The sequence below is a fragment of the Neoluteolibacter marinus genome, from assembly GCF_014904755.1.
GTDB classification, from domain to species: Bacteria; Verrucomicrobiota; Verrucomicrobiia; order Verrucomicrobiales; family Akkermansiaceae; genus Haloferula; species Haloferula marina.
This window is the reverse complement of sequence record NZ_JACZFQ010000092.1, coordinates 35947-52006: the sequence shown is the minus strand read 5'-3', so window position 1 is coordinate 52006 and position 16060 is coordinate 35947. Positions and strand designations below refer to the sequence as shown.

The following is a 16060-nucleotide window of genomic DNA, read 5'->3' as shown; positions in this document are numbered from 1 at the left end:
AACAACACGCTGGCTCGGCGGTAGGGAACGTAGGTGACTCCAGGGCCGAGACCAATGCCGTAGGCGGAGTGGCGGCCGTACCGGCCGTAGCCATAATAGCCGCCGTAAAAGTTGGTGGTGTAAACCGGCGTCGTGCCGGCATAGTCCCAGCGCAAACTGGCGTGACCGCCTTCACTGCCTTCATACTCGCGGCTTGGTCGCCCCCAGGCGAGGTAGACGGCATCGGTGCCCATGCCTTTGTCGATCCGGCCCTGGCGAACCAACTCCTGGTGTTTCGCCGGCAAGCTCTGGTAGAGCGCGGGCTGGGCCGCGATGCGGGCCTCCGGCGTCGAGGGCACGCACGAGGTGAAAAAGACAGTCGAAGCCACCACCGCCGTCGCCAGGAATCTCATCCCGATTCGCATACACCCGAAGTCGCCCGACCGCAAACCGGAGGCGCGATGAAAATTCACTGTCAAACTCGCTTGCCAAGGGAGAATCGGTGTACCCAATCTCGCCCCGCAACGTCCCCTGAATTCCCATGTCCGACCTACTCGAAGACGACGATCTGAACGCCGCCCTGAAGAAATGCCCCGAGTGGGAATTTGAAAAGAAAGCGATGGTCCGCGTCATCGAGTTCGAGGAATTCATGGACGCCATCGACTTCGTCAACAGCGTCGCCGAGATCGCCGATGAAGCGCAGCATCACCCCGACATCCGCATCTCCTACACCAAGGTGACGCTCAACCTCACCACCCACGATGCCGGCGGTGTCACGGATGCCGACGTGGAACTCGCCCAGCGGATCGACAACCTGGTCGACTGAGTTCCGGCAGCCACCACTGAACCTTTCCAAGAGGCCCGCTACCTGCGGGCCTTTTTGCCGGGCGGAAGTCACCGCTCAGCGCGGCAGCAGCACGTCCTTCTCTTCAAGCCCCGTCAGGTCCCTCAGGCCTTTGATCAAGCGGGTGAAGAGGACGAAAATGATCCCAAGAAGCGGGAGCCCGATCACCAGCAGGCCAGACCAGGTCATGGTGCTGATGATCTTGTTGTACTTCTCCGTCGCGTCGGCCGCCGAGGCGTCGAAATTCCGGAACAACCAGAGCGCCAGACCGATGTTCAGCGGGGCGCTGATGAAGAACGACGCGGCGAAGAGCTTGGTGGCGCTGTCGATCAGACGCTTGTAGCCGCTTTCCTCCGAGCGCTCCGCGATCTTCGCCTCGATCTTTGGAACGTCGAACAGGGTGTCATTGTAGAGGAACACCCGGAGCAGAGGCGTGCCGAATCGCAGCGACCCCAGAACCGCGATCCCAAGCATCAAGGGGATCATCGCCTCCTTGAGCCCGACCAACAGGCCCGCGTTTGGCTTCACCGTTCCATCGGCATTCCAGAGGTAGAAGGTGAGTCCGCCGGTCAGGAGGATTGAAACCAGCCCGACCCCGGAGAAGAAGTTCACCTTGCGGGTCTTGGCGAAGTGCCAGAGCCCGTAGCCAAGCGGCAGCGCCAGGGCAACCGTCATCGCCCAGAGCGGCCCGATGTGCCAAAACTTCGCCGCGCTCCCGAGCCGCTCCGGATCCTTGCTGAGGTGATCCAGTGCCATCACCGGGATCAGCACGTTGATCAGGATGTTGGCGAGCGGATGTTCTTGCTTGGGCTTGGGGTCAGGCATGGCGAACGAAGCGGCAGCCAAGCGATTCCTGCCACCCTTGGGAAAGAAAAAAGGCGGACCCGGGTGACGGGTCCGCCTCATGAAAGAACGGAATTCAGACCGTGCCGAAGATCGTCTTCCCAGCGGAAAGCAGATCGTTGCAGGCTTCCTTCATGCGCTCGCAGAGGCCGGCCTCGGCCTTCTTCAGGTAGGAGCGCGGGTCGTAGGTCTTCTTGTCGCCGACCTCGTTGTCGATCTTGAGCACGCCTTCGATGTTTTGGCAGATGTGCGTCACGATCGGACGGGTGAAGGCATACTGGGTGTCGGTGTCGATGTTCATCTTCACCACGCCGTAGTCGAGGGTCTCGCGCAGGTCGCTTTCCGAGGTGCCGGAACCGCCGTGGAAGACGAGGTCCATCTCGGCTGCGGCGCCGTGCTTGTCCATGACCGCCTTCTGGCCGTCGCGCAGGATGGACGGCTTCAGCTTGACCGCGCCGGGCTTGTAGGAGCCGTGGACATTGCCGAAGGTGGCGGCGAAGAGGAAACGGCCGATCGGGCTGAGCGCCTCGTAGACCTGCACCATGTCGTCGGGCGTCGTGTAGAGCTTGTCGGCGGGCAGGCCGGAGGTGTCGTGGCCGTCTTCCTCGCCGCCGACGCAGCCGGCTTCGACCTCGAGGATGATGTCGAGCTCGGCGCACTCCTTGAGCAGTTCCTTGGAGATCTCGAGGTTCTCCTTCAGGTCGACGACCGACCCGTCGAACATATGGCTCTGGAACAGCGGGCCCTTGCCGGCGGCGATGCGCTCGCGGGAGGCCTGCAAAAGCGGCTTGAGGAAGCCCTCGACCTTGGCCGGATGGCAGTGGTCGGTGTGAAGGGCGACGAGGATGTCGTATTTCTCGGCAAGGAGGTGGCAGGCCTCGGCGAGCACGATGGCGCCGAAGGCGGCGTCCTTGACGCTGGTGCCGGAGGCGAACTCGCCGCCACCGGTGGAAACCTGGATGATGCCGTCGGACTTGGCCTCGGCGAAGGCACGCAGCGCCCCGTTGATCGTGGTGATCGAGGTGACGTTGATCGCCGGGTAAGCGTAGCCGCCTTTTTGAGCGGCATCGAGCATGGCACGGTATTGGGCTGGTGTAGCGACGGGCATGGCGGGGAGGGGTTAGCGGACGGCGGGACCCGGCGCAAGGCCGGAGCGGTGCATTTGCAGCACGCACGACGCGTGCCAGCGGCCGCCGCCCCGGCCCCTGAGGCGGTGAACCGGTCAACCGGCCGCCACCGGGCTTCCGCCGAAATGACCCTCGAGCGCCACCGCGGACCGGAACAGGTGGGCCGTCGCGGCCCGGTTGACCGAGGCCATCAACGTGTGGAACAAGCCGAAAGCCTCGTTCTTGTACTCGACCAGCGGATCCTTCTGGCCCTGCGAGCGGAGGTAAACGCCTTCCCTCAGTTCGTCCATTTCACCGAGGTGCTCTTGCCATCCGGCATCGATGGCGAACAACAGGGCGCGGCGCTCCTCGCGCTCGAGGAATTCCGGGGGCACGGCGGCGATCCGTCGATCGTAGGCGGCGACGGCCTTTGCCGCGATCCAGGCGGCCATGGCCTCGCCGTCGGCATTGCGCAGGTCTTCCGGATCGAGCTCGAGGGCCAGGCTGGCGACCGCCCACCGCTGCACCGCCGCGAGGTCGGGATTCCGCGGATCGCCGTCGGCCAGGAGGTCGAGCACGGCGGCGGCAACGCCTTCCGAAATGGCCTCATGCGCCAGCTTGCGGGTGTCCTCGGTGGTCAGCACGTCGTTGCGATGGCCGTAGACGATCTCACGCTGCAGGTTCATCACGTCGTCGAAGTCGAGAACCCGCTTGCGCCCCTTGTAATCCTGTTGCTCGACCCGCTGCTGGGCGGACTGGACCAGCTTGCCGAGCGACGGCACCTTGCCCGACGCCCTTGCCGCCGACTCGATCATCGCCGCCATCTGGGCGGGCGCGGCGTGGTTGCGCATCAGATCGTCCTCGAGCGAGAGGAAGAACTGCGACTTCCCCGGGTCGCCCTGGCGCGAGCACCGGCCGCGCAGCTGGCGGTCGACCCGCCGCGACGGATGGCGTTCGGTGCCGATGACGAACAGCCCGCCGAGCTCCGCCACGCCTTCACCCAGCTTGATGTCGGTGCCGCGTCCCGCCATGTTGGTCGAAACCGTCACCGCCCCGCGTTGGCCGGCCAGGGCGACGATCGCCGCCTCCTGTTCGTGGAACTTCGCGTTCAGCACCGCGTGCCGGATCCCGGCGCGCTTCAACATCCGCGAAAGCGTCTCCGAGGCCTCGACCGACGCGGTGCCGACCAAGACCGGCTGGCCGGCGGCATGCGCCTTGGAGATGGTGGCGATCACCGCGTGATACTTCTCGCGGCGGGTCTTGAAGATCTGGTCGTTGCTGTCGATCCGCAAGTTCGGGGCATTGGTCGGGACCGGCAGGACATCGAGCTTGTAGATGTCGTGAAACTCGGCCGCCTCGGTCTCGGCGGTACCGGTCATGCCCGCCAGCTTTTCGTAGAGGCGGAAGTAGTTCTGCAGGGTGATGGTGGCGAAGGTCCGGGTTTCCGCCTCGATCTCCACCCCTTCCTTGGCCTCGACCGCCTGATGCAAGCCATCCGACCAGCGCCGGCCTTCCATCTCGCGGCCGGTGCTTTCGTCGATGATGGTGACCTTGCCGTCGCGGACGACGTAATGAACGTCGCGCTCGTGGAGGCAGTAGGCCTTGAGCAATTGCGAGATGCCGTGGACCGCGGCGGCGCGTTCGGCTCGCAATTCCTGGAGCTCCTGCCTGGCGGCGGATTTCTGCTCCGGGGACAGCGTGGTGTCGGCATCGATCTCCGCCAGACGCGGGCCGACGTCGGGCAGCGTGAAGGATTCGGGATCCTGCGGGGAAAGGAACTTGCGGCCTTTTTCCATCAGATCGGCGGCGCGGAGCTTCTCGTCGATGGCGAAAAACAGCTCCTCCTTCACCTTGTAGATGTCCTTCTGGAAGGCTTGCTTCTGGTAGTCGAGCTCGGTCCGCTCCAGCAAGCGGCGCAGCTCGGGGTTCTCCATCATCCGCAGGAACTGGCGGTGGCGCGGCTGGCCGAGCTTCAACTTCAGCAACATCAGTCCGGCGGCGGCCTTGTCGCCGGCATCCAGCAGGCGCTTCGCTTCGGCGGCGATCCGGTTACAGAGCTCCGTCTGGCGCTTCACCAGCTGCTCGACCCGCGGCTTGTGGTGCTCGAAGGGATGCGACGAACTCCCCGAGGCGCCGGTGATGATCAGCGGCGTGCGAGCGTCATCGATCAGGATCGAGTCCACCTCGTCGAGGATCGCGAGATAATGGCCGCGCTGCACCTGCTCGTTGCGGCTGGTGGCCATGCCGTTGTCGCGCAGGTAGTCGAAGCCGAACTCCGAGTTGGTTCCGTAAGTGATGTCGCAGGCATAAGCCTGGCGGCGCTGCGGGGCCTGCATCTGGTTTTGCAGGCAGCCGACGCTGAGACCGAGGAAGCGGAACAAGGCGCCCATCCACTCCGAGTCGCGCTTCGCCAGGTAGTCGTTGACGGTCACGACGTGGACGCCGAGGCCGGTCAGGGCATTGAGGTAGACGGGCAAGGTCGCCACCAGCGTCTTGCCCTCACCGGTCTGCATTTCCGCGATCAGGCCGCGGTGCAGGGCGATGCCACCGATCAACTGGACGTCGAAGTGGACCATGTTCCAGGTCATCGGCTGGCCGCTGACCATGACCTCGCTGCCGCAAAGGCGACGGGCGCCGTTTTTCACGACGGCGTAGGCCTCGGGAAGGATCTGCTGCAAATACTTCGCCCGCGAGGCCGCGAATTGCTCCTCGACGTGGTGGAAGGCGGCCTTGGCGGATTCGATCGCCGCGACGGTCGGGGCCACGTCCGCCGGTAGCGACGGGAATTCCCTGCGCAGGTCCCCCAGCCGCGCCTGCACCGCATCGGCCGCCACCTGAAGGGCCGCACCGTCCATGCCCTCAAGCTGGGACCGCGGAGGGGCGTCGAGCGGATGATAGCGGGCCAGGTGGGATTGCCAGCCCGCGGTGAGTTCGCGGAGCTTCTCGACGGGTTCGCGCTGCAAGGCGCCCTCGATTTCGTTGATGCGGTGAACCACCGGCCGGATGCGGCCGAGTTCGCGTTCGTTCTTGTTGCCGAGGAGTTTCGGAAAGGACCAGGAGATCATGGAAAGACGGATGAAGTTGGATGCCTCCGGGACACAGGAGTCGCGGCGGGACATCGGATTGAATGAGGTTCTTGAACGGGAAACGCCGCCGGCCAACGGGTGGCCATGCCGCGCGAATGTCCCGCACAGCCGGCGGGATCCACGGAAGCACCCGTCGCAGTCCCGGTGAGTCCGATCCGCCGGAGGCGAATCATTCCACCGCGCCGCGGGGCGCACTCAAATCACCTCAAACACCGGCGGGGCGCGGCCACGGGCTGCACCCGGACGGAACGTCTCCACCGCCCGGTCATCGTGGGCATCGACGCCCAACAGCACGGACGCCGGAATCGTCAGGTCGACCCGATCGGATGGATCGGGGGCGAGAAACACCACCGGGCTGGTGACATTCCCCGCACTCGGCGCCTCTCCCGACACCTGGGTCAGGGCGCTGCCCTCGAGGTCCCGGGCCTTTCTCGTCAGGCTGGGATACGGGGCCAAGGCGTTGCATCCCAACAAGGCCACCAACGCAAAGACCCAGGGGATCAGTGCGGACGGACAGAGCCGTTCTTCGTTGGTGCTCATCGGGAAGGATCGCGGATCACCTCGGATCCGCCGTGAGAGTCGGACCAGCCGGGGATTTGTCAAATGCAGGTTTCAGGACGTCCGCCCGTCCCCGGAACGCAAACGATCCACGCCGGCAGGCACCGGCGTGGATCGGAACATGGATGGATCCCCGGGTCGCTGCCCGGATTGCTCACTCGGAAGCCACCGCCTGGGAAGTCACCCGCAAGCGCACGAAAAGCTTCGGGCTGCCGCCACCCGGCGTCGGCAGGGTGTAGGAAATCGCGTCGGGCTGGGAGAGATCGAGATCCTCTTCCAGGACCTCCGACCATTCCCCTTGCCCGAGGCTGGTCGAGGTTTCCACCACGAAGGCCGCGTCGGTGACCGCGGGATCGCGGGGCCAGGTGATTTCGCCGCCGGCGACCGCGGGATTGGCGGTGAAGCCGGCACCGAGTTCGCCGAAGAAGTACTCCGCGCCATTCGGCACGCCGTCGCCGTCGTTGTCGGCGTCGAAATCCCCGCCGTTGGCGTTCTCCGCGGACCACACGGCGTAGGTCGACGCGGGGAGGGATTCACCGGTGACATGGATGGTGGTGCGGTCCGTCACCGGATCGTAGTCCGCGACGACCGTGTCCGGCGCAGTGAAGGTGGAGAACCAGTCCTCCTCGAGGATCGAGGTGCGGTCTCCCGCCAGTCGCAGGAAGCCGCCGCCGAAATCATAGAAGCCGGCGATGAACGCGACGTCGGTGGCGGTGATGACGCCGCCGGTCTGGACCACGAATCCGGAGCCCGCCAGCGGGCCGCCCAGGCGGATCTCCCCGCTGAGCGCCAGGGTGCCGCCCGAAACTAAAAGCGAACCGTTGTCGGCGTAGCCGAGGACCATCGGCGTGCCGCCGGCCACATTCATCAGGCCGCCGGAGACCGTGACGTGGCTGTTGTTGGGGCCGGCGGGGTTGGTGCCGGAATTGTCGGTGCCGCCCATGCCGTAGCCGACGCGGAACTCGACGTAGTTGCGGAAGGTGGCGGTGCCGCTTTCCACCGCGATGCCGGAGTTGCGGGAAACCAGCACATCCGAGGTGCTGGTGGCGTGGATCCGGGTGAAATTCGCCGTCCCGCCGTTGACGGTGAACAGGTCGCCGGTGACGGAGGCATCGACCGCGCCCTCGCCGCCCTTGCCGAACCAGACGCTGCGAAGGCGACGGTCGACCAGGTTGCCGGCATTGTAGGTCGCCTGCGAATTCACGGTCAGCACACCGCCGGTGAGCGTGTAGGTCGTCCCCAGCTGGCTCGCGTTGTTGTCGGAGAGGAAGAAGCCGCGACTGTGGTTGCTGGTGACGGTGCCGCCGCTTTGCACGAAGGATCCGAGGCCACCGTTGCCCACCAGGAAGTATTCACCGGTGTGATTGAAGGCGCCGCCAGCGGCCACGGTGAAGGTCCCCCAGTTCAGGAAGCGCGCCGAACCGGTCTGAAGATTGATCACCCCCGTGCCGCTGATGGTGGTGGTCCCGGCTCCTTGCCGGCTCCAGTTGCCAACCGGGATGTCGACCTGATGGCTGGCGCTGGAATCGACCACCACGTCGGTGGCCGTGCCCGGCACGCCGGCGGGATTCCAGTTGTCGGCATTGTTCCAGGCGCTGTCCACGCCGCCCGTCCAGACGGACTGGCCGGAAAGCGGATCGATGAGGGTGACGGCGAGGACGGCGATGCCGCCAAGAGCCGGAGCTGACAGTTTCTTTGGATTCATAGATGGATTTGGGTTGGGCCCGGATTCCCGGACCACCGTTGCAATCCCCCCATGCGCACCCCCACCCGGATGTCCGCCAAAATAGCCGCGGATTTTTTTCAGGGGCCGGCCGTCACTCCCGGCTCGCGGCCTGGACCCCACCGCAAACCGCCTCGGCCTCCCGCAGGAGGATCCTCGACACCGACCAATCGAGCCAAACCTCGAGCTTCAGGTCGGCCTTTTCCGCGCGAGGACCGGCCGGCGGCGGCATCAGCGACCGCGCGACGCCCAGGTGTTCCGCCGCCATCCCGCGTTCCCCCGACGCATGGTGGACCATTGCCTGCAGGCAATTCACCGAGCATTCACGGTCGCCGCGGCCGCCGGAGAACGATAGGCAACGTTCGGTCCACTCGAGGGCCTTGGCGAAATTACCGGCACGGTAGTGGTAGGTGGCCAGCGCCAAGGCATCCCATTGCGGAAAGGAATCGCGTCCCGAGTAGTCGCTCCGAACTCCCGAAGCGCACATCTCCGCGGCCTGGCCGAGCCGTTCCACGTCCTTTTCCTCCAGCGGCCGGAGCAGGCTGATCTTGAGCACGTGTTCAGCCGCCAGCGCGCTGTTTGCCGGCAGGTGCCGGTCGAGCATTTCGCGGCGAAAGTCCTCGTACTCCCCCGGCGGCCCGAACTCCGCCAGCAGGACGGCGAGGCACATCGGGTCGGTGCCTTCCATGATCCCGTCCGGATTCTCGTAGCGGTTCGCCTGGTCCAGGCTCCGGAAACATTGCAGCGCCTGCTCCCAGCGGCCGCGCATCGCGTTCCAGTGGCCGAGCGTGCGGAACACCCGGGCGGCGTCCGGCGAGGGCTCGATCGATTCCAGCGGGTTGGCCTGAAGCAAGGCATCGGCGGCCTCCGCCTTGCCCTGGTTCAGCAGCACCGCCACGCCGCCGAAGTCGTGATCCGCCGGCAGCGATCCGCCGGAACGCCCGCGGTTGAGCAGCCCGGCCACCTGCGAAATGCTCACGCGGGCCTGCGCCTGGTTGCGCAGGCGGTCCTCCTCGGCGCGGGCGAGCTCCGCCTCGCGCCCCAGCCGCACCTGCTCCGCCAGCGCCGTGCGCTCGCGGAAATAGAGCCAGGTCGATGATCCCAGACCGCCCAGCAGCGACAGCGCCACCGCGGCGCCGGCCACGCAGGCCGCCCGGTTGCGGCGGATGAATTTTTCCATCAGGTAGAGCCGGCCCGGGCGGCGGGCGAGCACGGGCTCGTTGTCGAGGTAGCGCTGGACATCCATCGCCAGGCTGTTCGCCGTCTGGTAGCGGCGGTTGCGGTCCTTCTCCATCGCCTTCATCACGATGGCGTCCAGGTCCCCTTGAAGTTGCGAGGCCGCCGGGCCGGAACTTCGCTGGGAGGGCCGCCGCGGCTCGTCTTCCAACAAGGTCCGGCGCATTTCCGAAATGCCGGCTTTTGAAAGGGCCTCGTCGTCGAAGGGCGGCAAGCCCGCCAACAGTTCGTAGAGCACCACCCCGAGGCTGTAGATGTCGCTGCGGGTGTCGATGTCGATGCCGCGCAGATCCACTTGCTCCGGGCTCATGTAGGCCGGCGTCCCGATGATCTGGTCGCACTCGGTGATTCTCGTCCAGCCATGGCGATCGGCGCCGGTCGCCTTGGCGATGCCGAAATCGATCACCTTCGGCACCGCCTCGCCGTCGATCGATTGGACGAGGATGTTCGACGGCTTGATGTCGCGGTGAACGATGCCCTTCTGGTGGGCGTGCTGGATGGCGTGGCAAACCTGGATGAACAAGGCCAGACGCCCTTCCAGATCGAGCTGCCTGGCATCGCAAAACGAGGTGATCCGCTCGCCGGCCACCAACTCCATCACGAAGTATGGCCGGCCGGTTTCCGTGGCACCGGCATCGAGCACCCGGGCGATGTTGCGGTGATCCATCAGCGCGAGCGCCTGGCGCTCAACCCCGAAGCGGGCGATCACCCCCTCGGTGTCCATGCCGAGGCGGATGATCTTCAGCGCCACCTTGCGGCGGACCGGCTCCTCCTGTTCCGCCTCGTAGACTACCCCGCATCCGCCCTCGCCGATGCGGGCGGTCAGGCGGTAGCGCCCGATCCGCGATCCCGGGCCCTCGACCGACCGTGGCAATTCTTCCTCATCCTCCAGCCCGATCCCGTCCACCGCGTCGCGGGCGGCGGAGATCCGGCATTCCTTGGCCTCGACGAAAAACGACGCGGAATCCACCGAGGCCCGCAGCAACGCCCGCATGGCTTCGAGCCCGGCCGCGTCGCCTGCAAACCAGCGGCCGAGAAATGCCTCCCTCAACTGCGGGTCCTCCAGTCCCAGCGCGGTTTCGAAGACCGCTCCTTCGAGTTCCTTGGGATCAAGGCGAGGATCGCGCGGTCCGGCCGGGGTTCTCATGGCTGGGTCTCCTCGCGGATGATCTGGTAAAGCCGGGCTTTCGCGAGCGTCCAGATCCGCTCCACCGAGCGCACGCTGCGGCCGGTCATCCGGGAGATTTCCTTGCTGCCGATCCCGCTGAAGAACTTCAACAGCACGACTTCCGCGGCTTCCGGATCCTCTTCCTCCAGCCGGGCGAGGCTTTCGTGAATCAGCAGAATGTGATCGTCCTGGCCGGCCGCGGGATGTGCCGCAAAGAGCTCACCCGCCTGCCGCTTGGACGCCGACTTGCGGCGCGCCCGGTCCACCAGGATGCACCGCATGGCCCGCGCCGCGGCGCCGAAAAAGTGCGCCCGGTTGTCCCAGTCGTGGCCGCCGCCCTCGAGCCGCAGCCACGCCTCGTGGACCAGCGCCGTCGGTTGCAGGGTCTGTCCGGGCGACTCGCCCATCATCCGGGTGGCCGCCAGACGCCGCAGCTCATCGTACACCATGGGAAACAGGTGCTCCGCCGGGAATTGGGTTCCATGCCCGAGGACTCCGCCGTCCATCGACACTCCGTGCATCGTCGGGTTCGTAGTTCGCGGCGGGAACGGCCACAAGCCGAAAGCCGTGGACCAATCGTCACGCGATTCCGCTAAACCATCCGGCCCCGACGGCGGAAAACAAAAAGGCCGGAGCGGTTTCCCGCTCCGGCCCTGGTGATGCTTCCGAAGATCAATCTTCGTCGGACGGGCTCCACTCCTCGGCCGCGGCGGCGGCGAGGTTGAAGGCCTGCTCGAGGCCGACCATTTCGGACGACGGGCGCAGGCTTTCGAAGCTGGCGCTTTCCTTCTTCAGGTCCGCTTCGCTGTAGTTGACCGCCTTGATCGAGAGACCGATGCGGCGCTCGACCTTGTCGACCTTGATGACGCGGGCTTCGACTTCGTCGCCGACCTTGATGACGTCCTTGACCTTCTCCACGTGATCCTCGCTGAGCTGCGAGATGTGGATGAGGCCGTCGATGTCGCCGTCGAGGCTGATGAAAGCGCCGAAGGACGCGATCTTGGCCACGGTGCCCTTGACCAGGTCGCCGACCTTGAAGCGGTCGTCGATGTGGCTCCACGGATCGTCCTCAAGCTGCTTGAGGCCGAGGGAAACGCGCTGGTTGCCCTTGTCGATGGAGAGCACGATCGCCTCCACCTCGTCGTTCTTCTTGAGAACCTCGGAGGGGTGGTTGATCTTGCGGGTCCAGGACATGTCCGAGACGTGGACCATGCCGTCGATGCCTTCCTCGAGTTCAACGAAGGCGCCGTAGGCGGTGAGGTTGCGGACCGGGCCCTTGATGGTCGCGCCGATCGGGTAGCGGTGTTCGATTTCGTCCCACGGGTTGGGCTCGAGCTGGCGGACGCCGAGGGAGATCTTCTGCTCCTCGATGCTGATGCCGAGCACGACCGCTTCGATTTCCTGATCGAGTTCGAGCACGTCGCTCGGGCGGGTGATGCGCTTGACCCAGGAGAGTTCCGAAACGTGAACGAGGCCTTCGACGCCGCGCTCGAGTTCGATGAACGCGCCGTAGGGCAGGAGCTTGGTGACCTTGCCGCGGACGTTGGAACCGATCGCGAACTTGCGCTCGATGTCTTCCCAGGGATTGTCGGACATCTGCTTGAGGCCGAGGGAGACGCGCTCCTTCTCGCGGTCGACGTCGAGGATGATCACCTCGACCGACTGTCCGATCATGAGCATTTCCGAAGGGTGGTTGATGCGGCCCCACGACATGTCGGTGATGTGGAGCAGGCCGTCCATGCCCTGGAGGTCGACGAAGGCACCGAAGTCGGTGATGTTCTTGACGGCGCCGGTGACCTTGTCGCCGACCTTGACGGTGCCCAGGAACTGCTGGCGCAGCTCGGCGCGCTCGGCCTCGATGACCTCGCGGCGGGAAAGCACGATGTTCTTCCGCTCGTCGTTGACCTTGACGATCTTGAACTCGTAAACGTTGCCGACGTACTCGTTGAGATCCTTCGGCGGGATGATGTCGACCTGGGAGCCGGGCAGGAAGGCCTCGACGCCGACGTTGACGGTGAGACCGCCCTTGACGACCGACTTGACCTTGCCGCGGACGAGACCGCCGTCGAGGAACACCTTGACGATCTTGTCCCAGTTCTGCTTGTGGGCGGCCTTCTCCTTGGACAGGACGACCATGCCTTCGTCGTTCTCGAGCTTCTCGAGGAGAACTTCGACTTCATCACCGACTTCGATTTCTTCGTCTTCGAATTCGTTCGACGGGATGGCGCCCTCGGACTTGTAGCCGATATCGACGAGGACGACTTGCGGGCGGATCTCGATGATCGTGCCCTTGACGATGGTCCCTTCGCGGACCTCGCGGAACTTGGAATCGATCAGATCGGCCAGTTCCTGGTTGGTTGGTTCAAGCACTTGGGTGCTCATGTTGTTTACGGGGTTGGGGTTAGGTTGGTTTGGTTTCGCTTTTCCTTCCGACAATTGCCCCGGTGGAAGGGCTGGCGGGCCACGGGGCTCCAACTGCTCGCCAGCATTCTGAAAGGTGAAACGGGGCCGCGAAGCTAGGTCCCGATCCCCCGTTGGCAAGCCGAAAATGACGCGTTTTCAGGGACTTCCGGAGGCCCGGCCGAAGAACGGGAAATGGCACTTTGCCGTGGCGGCCGGTCACCGGATCACGGCGCGGCCGCCGTGGAGAAACCCCCGCCGGCCGCGCACCCGCGATGGATGAATTGTTTTCGTGGCAAACCGCCACCCGATCGCGGAGCACTCATCCATGGAACCCAAACCGGTTTAGCATCTAAAAAAATATTCGCCGAAATCGCGCGATTTCGCGCCCCCGACTAAACGGGTCCACCCAATCCGTCATTATGCAGCGCGGAATACCGGGTTTGCAAAATACAGCAAACCGGCCCGATTCGGGGGCCTTTTTTGTGGCATGAGTCGTGATTACGGCGGGCCTCGCTCCCGCTCCGGACGGAGTGGCGGCACCGACCCACCACCTGTATACGACGTGAAAAAGACTCACATTCCCCGAATGTCCCGCAACACCCGGCTCTGGGCCCTGGCGGCAACCTCGTTGCTCGCCGGCGAACTCCACGCGGCCGGGACCACCTTCACCTATTCAGCCTACCGGTTCTTCCCGGTGTCCAACCGCGGACAGGCGGTTGCCACGACCGGCAGCAAGCTGATGCAGATCTCCGAATTCCAGTTCTTCTATGAAGGTGCACAGGTCGACCCCCTCTCCGCCACGGTAACCTCGAGCTCCACCAACCATCCTCCTGGCGAAGCCCCGCCCTTCGTCTCGGACGGCGACATCAACACCAAGTGGCTCAACTATGACTACACGCCCGGCACCACGCTCGTCTTCACCTTCGCCGGACCCACCTCGATCGACTCCTACAACTACATCACCGGCGGTGACGCGCCCGAGCGCGACCCGGTGAGCTGGCGGATCGAGGGCAGCTCCGACGGTGGCGCCACCTGGGAAGTACTGGACGTGGTGAACCGCTTCCCCGCCAGCCCGACCCGCAAGGTGACCGCCAGCTCGACGAACTTCGAGCTGCCGGCGGCCCCGCCCCCGGTGATCAACAACTTCGAGTTCTACAACCTCGAGCAGAGCGTGATCGTCAGCGACGGCTCGGCCATGGAGTTCTTCGCCTACACCGCGCTGGCCGACACCGTGACACTCGACTACCCCGGCGGCACGCCGATCGACGTCACGGACGCCAACGAAGGCGCCTACATCCTCGTGGACCCGGTCCCGTCCGGCACCGACACGGTCTTCACCCTGACGGCATCAAGCGCCGGCACCGACACCACCGCCAGCACCACGGTCCGCTCGGTCGCGGGCGGCGACCTCAGCTACCAGCAGGTGCGCTACACGCCGATTCAGTTGCGCACCGGCGGCACCACCATCCAGTTGGAGGACTTCAAGTTCACCAACGACGGTATCGAGGTCGTTCCGGTCGCCGTGACCAATCCCGGCGGCTCCAACGCCCCGGACGCCGCCGAAGGCGTGCAGAAGCTGATCGACGAGCACGACTACAACAACCTCCCTCCGACCACTCCGGCCCCGACCAAGTGGCTGAGTGCCAACCTGTCCCCGGTCATCTTCGACTTCGGGGCGTCGCCGGTTACCTTCGACGCCTACTCGTTCGTCACCGGCAACGACTTCCCCGACCGCGATCCGGTCAAGTGGATCATGGAGGGCAGCAATGACGGCGGCGCGACCTGGGAACTGATCGAAAACGTCACCTCGATCACCTACAACACCCCGACCTTCCGCAACACCCCGACACCGAGCATCCCCTTCCCGGGCGCCTCGCTCAAGCCGGCGGTCCTCAGCTTCGCCTCGACCGCGAAGCTCAGCCTCCCCGGAGACCCGATCACCCTGAGCTGGAATGTCATCGGCACCAACGACGGCACCGTGACCCTCGACCCCGCGGTCGGCACCTTCACTGCCACCGGCGGGTCCGTGGAGGTCAATCCCACCGCTGACACCACCTACACGCTGACCGCCGTGGCCCCGGGCGGCGGGGTCAGCATCTCGACGATCTTCGTCCATGTGCTCGACAATGCTTCCGGAATCATCAATTACCCCGACTTCGACATCGCGGACGACATCTCGCTCGTCGGCAACGCGAAGATCATCAACGACTCGCTCCAGTTCCCGCTGTCCGGCGACCACAAGCGGCTGCGCCTGACCAGCTTCACCAACGGGGTCCAGGGCAGCGCCTGGTACTTCAGTCCGGTGCCCCTCGCCTCCGGCTTCGTCACGGAGTTCGAACCGCAGATCACCCATCCCGGCTACATCAACGGCGCCGACGGTCTCGCCTTCACCATCCACAACGCCCCTGAAGGCAGTGTCGCCAGCCCCGGCGGCCAGCTGTATTTCAACAGCAACTCGCTGAGCGTGGTGATGGATTCCTACAAGAACGCCACCGACGCCAGCTTCGCCACCGTCCAGGTGTGGCTCAACGGCACACGGCTCGCTGAAGTCGACCTGGTGGCCCTCGGCCTGAACAAGGGCGGCCTCTACATGGGCACCTCGTCCACCTACACCGATCCCTACCACGTCCGCGTCGAGTATGCGGCCGGACAGCTGGATGTGTCCGTCGGCGGCACCCCGGTCATCACCGACCTCGCGGTCGACCTGAGCGGCGTGCTCGACGAGGAGGGCAAGGCTTACGCCGGCTTCTCCGCCCGCACCGGCGGCCTGTCGGAATACCACGACATCGTCAACTGGACGCTGACACCGCTGACCGCTGCCGGCGACGGCCCCCGCCTGCTCAACCATGTGCTCGATCTGGACGCCGGCACGCTGGAACTGACCTGGTCGTCGGACGCCGGCACCGACTACATCGTCACCACGTCGCCCGACCTGGTGTCCGAGTGGCTGCCGCTGACCGGCACCCCCGTCCCCGGCACGGCCGGCCAGACGACGACCACGGTGACCATCCCGGCAGGCACCAAAGGCTTCTTCCGCGTCGAGGAAGCCGAGTGATCTTCCCGTGTTGTGGCGACCCTGGGTCCGGCGGTGCAAGCCGCCGGACCCTTTCCGTC

At 65.3% G+C, this 16060-nt stretch carries 11 protein-coding genes; 2 read left to right on the top strand and 9 right to left on the bottom strand.

The genetic code is table 11. The features are described from left to right. A partial coding sequence (locus IG178_RS17660) for a hypothetical protein (RefSeq protein WP_193213898.1) occupies window positions 1-392 on the bottom strand: 392 nt, incomplete at its 3' end. Window positions 393-520: 128 nt separating this feature from the next. On the opposite strand from IG178_RS17660, the gene IG178_RS17655 reads away from it, so the two are divergent. After that, window positions 521-805: a 4a-hydroxytetrahydrobiopterin dehydratase gene (locus IG178_RS17655; RefSeq protein ID WP_193213897.1), complete on the top strand. Its 285-nt coding sequence runs from the start codon at window positions 521-523 to the stop codon at window positions 803-805. Window positions 806-880: 75 nt separating this feature from the next. Here the strand turns inward: IG178_RS17655 and IG178_RS17650 are convergent, their stop codons facing one another. The 8 genes from IG178_RS17650 to rpsA all read right to left on the bottom strand — a co-directional run bounded on the left by IG178_RS17650 (window position 881) and on the right by rpsA (window position 12925). After that, window positions 881-1648: a VC0807 family protein gene (locus tag IG178_RS17650; RefSeq protein ID WP_193213896.1), complete on the bottom strand. Its 768-nt coding sequence runs from the start codon at window positions 1646-1648 to the stop codon at window positions 881-883. Window positions 1649-1742: 94 nt separating this feature from the next. Continuing rightward, complete coding sequence (gene fbaA, locus IG178_RS17645; RefSeq protein WP_193213895.1) at window positions 1743-2774, bottom strand: class II fructose-bisphosphate aldolase; 1032 nt, start codon at window positions 2772-2774, stop codon at window positions 1743-1745. 114 nt (window positions 2775-2888) lie between these two features. Next, a complete protein-coding gene (secA, locus tag IG178_RS17640) occupies window positions 2889-5837 on the bottom strand; it encodes a preprotein translocase subunit SecA (RefSeq protein WP_193213902.1) in 2949 nt (982 codons plus the stop codon). A gap of 216 nt (window positions 5838-6053) precedes the next feature. Beyond that, window positions 6054-6398, bottom strand: a complete 345-nt coding sequence (locus IG178_RS17635; RefSeq protein WP_193213894.1) for a hypothetical protein — start codon at window positions 6396-6398, stop codon at window positions 6054-6056. Between the two features lie 172 nt (window positions 6399-6570). After that, complete coding sequence (locus IG178_RS17630) at window positions 6571-8121, bottom strand: autotransporter outer membrane beta-barrel domain-containing protein (RefSeq protein ID WP_193213893.1); 1551 nt, start codon at window positions 8119-8121, stop codon at window positions 6571-6573. 112 nt (window positions 8122-8233) lie between these two features. After that, complete coding sequence (locus IG178_RS17625) at window positions 8234-10522, bottom strand: serine/threonine protein kinase (protein ID WP_193213892.1); 2289 nt, start codon at window positions 10520-10522, stop codon at window positions 8234-8236. Further along, on the bottom strand, window positions 10519-11064 hold the full coding sequence (locus tag IG178_RS17620; protein ID WP_193213891.1) for an ECF-type sigma factor: 546 nt from the start codon (window positions 11062-11064) through the stop codon (window positions 10519-10521). Before IG178_RS17620 ends, IG178_RS17625 begins: the two co-directional genes overlap by 4 nt. Before the next feature lie 151 nt (window positions 11065-11215). Then, a complete protein-coding gene (gene rpsA, locus IG178_RS17615) occupies window positions 11216-12925 on the bottom strand; it encodes a 30S ribosomal protein S1 (RefSeq protein ID WP_193213890.1) in 1710 nt (569 codons plus the stop codon). Between the two features lie 607 nt (window positions 12926-13532). On the opposite strand from rpsA, the gene IG178_RS17610 reads away from it, so the two are divergent. Continuing rightward, entirely contained in the window at window positions 13533-16001 is a 2469-nt protein-coding gene (locus IG178_RS17610) for a lectin-like domain-containing protein (RefSeq protein ID WP_193213889.1), read from the top strand. Window positions 16002-16060: the final 59 nt, after the last annotated feature.